The organism is Winogradskyella sp. SM1960, from assembly GCF_020179375.1.
GTDB classification, from domain to species: Bacteria; Bacteroidota; Bacteroidia; order Flavobacteriales; family Flavobacteriaceae; genus Winogradskyella; species Winogradskyella marina.
In genome coordinates this window covers 1-1488 of the sequence record NZ_JAICBG010000038.1, presented here as the reverse complement: position 1 = coordinate 1488, position 1488 = coordinate 1, and the positions used below count along the sequence as shown (strand labels likewise).

Here is a 1488-nt window from a genome sequence, read left to right as displayed (position 1 = left end):
ATAATCGTTTATGCTTTTTTGTATTCATACAACAAATCTAAAATTTTGATTTGTTGCGTTAAGTTATTGAATTCGGATTCGGTTTATTCAAATTAACCACAACGGTTTTGTGTATGGCTCGTTGCGGAAAATCAGCTATGATTTTCCACCGTGACCGAAAGATAGCAAATTGCAATGAATTCCGATTAGGAATTCAGCCGCAATGAGCTATACACGGTGTTGGCAGTAGTTATTTGTCAATTCCTTTTCTTATACTTTCAATAATTTTAAAAACTTTTTGTTCTGAATCTAAATCGTCTCTATCAATAATTGATATTGCCCAATCACATCCAGCTTTTTTTAAATGGTCTTTCCAACGTTTAACTTTCTTGAAGTTTTCAAATGTATAAGTTGCACAACCACCACTTGCACCAAGTCCATAACCAATTGTTTCTCCAATCATAATGGGCTTTGCAGAATAAGGATATACAGCTACAAAGTAAATATGATTCAACTCGTGCTTCTCTGTTGGTGCTTGATTTTTTTGTCCAATATAAATGCTTTTATTCTCAATATCATTTAACTCAACACTTTTAGAAATCATAAATATATTTTGTAAGTCAATGCTAGATCCGTTTTTCCACAGTACTTTTTTTGAATTGAACCTGAAAGTATTGAAATGCTTTACACTTTCGGTAAAGAAATTATTCTTTCTTAAATCTTTTAATTCTATAAGTCTATGAGTGTTATCATTCATATGGAAAATTAGTTCCCAATCATATGTTGGTATGACATTTAAAATTTTTAAGTCTATCATTATTCTGTTATAGGTTATCGATTCGGTTTTGAAGTATTTACTTACTTTTCAATTTTGAACTTAATGACCAAAATTAGTATTCCAAATATGTCGTTTTAATTACTGCCAACGTTTGGTGTATGATTAGTTGCGTGGTTTAGCAACTAATTTAGTAAACAAATACTTGCCAGAGAAAATTCCGAAGGAATTTTCCGGATAAGCACTTGCCAAAGCAATTAATTATACACTGTGTTGCCAGTAGTTTTTATTTTCTTTTTGTCAGTCGTTGATATTTTAATTTGAGTTCAAGTTCTTTATTGGAATTATTTAACTCTAATATATTCCCGATTTTATATTTTGGAATTTCTCGAACATAATCTTTTAGCACGCTTAACAAAAGGTCAACAGATGGGATTTTAATTCCGCTGTCCACTATTTGTTTAAATATTTCGTTTTCATTTTTTTCTCCAGTCAATATGACCATTCCATATTTCCAGTTCTTATCCGTTTTTATTCCTGTCAGTACTAATCCGTTTTCAGTTGGTTTAGGATACAAAAAATCCTTTATTATTTTTTCAGGATTTTCAATATCGATTGGAACAAGAATTTTACGCGTCATATTTTCAAATTACTGGCAACGGTTTTGTGTATGGTTAGTTGCGTGTTTAAGCAACTAATTTAGTAAACAAAAACGAACGCGAGAAAATTCCGAA

Annotated in this window: 2 protein-coding genes; both read right to left on the bottom strand. The window is 30.8% G+C overall.

The features are described 5' to 3' along the window. Positions 1-229 precede the first annotated feature (229 nt). A complete protein-coding gene (locus tag K1X16_RS17865; RefSeq protein WP_225037428.1) occupies positions 230-796 on the bottom strand; it encodes a hypothetical protein in 567 nt (188 codons plus the stop codon). Positions 797-1040: 244 nt separating this feature from the next. Beyond that, positions 1041-1394: a hypothetical protein gene (locus tag K1X16_RS17860; RefSeq protein ID WP_225037427.1), complete on the bottom strand. Its 354-nt coding sequence runs from the start codon at positions 1392-1394 to the stop codon at positions 1041-1043. Positions 1395-1488 lie beyond the last annotated feature (94 nt).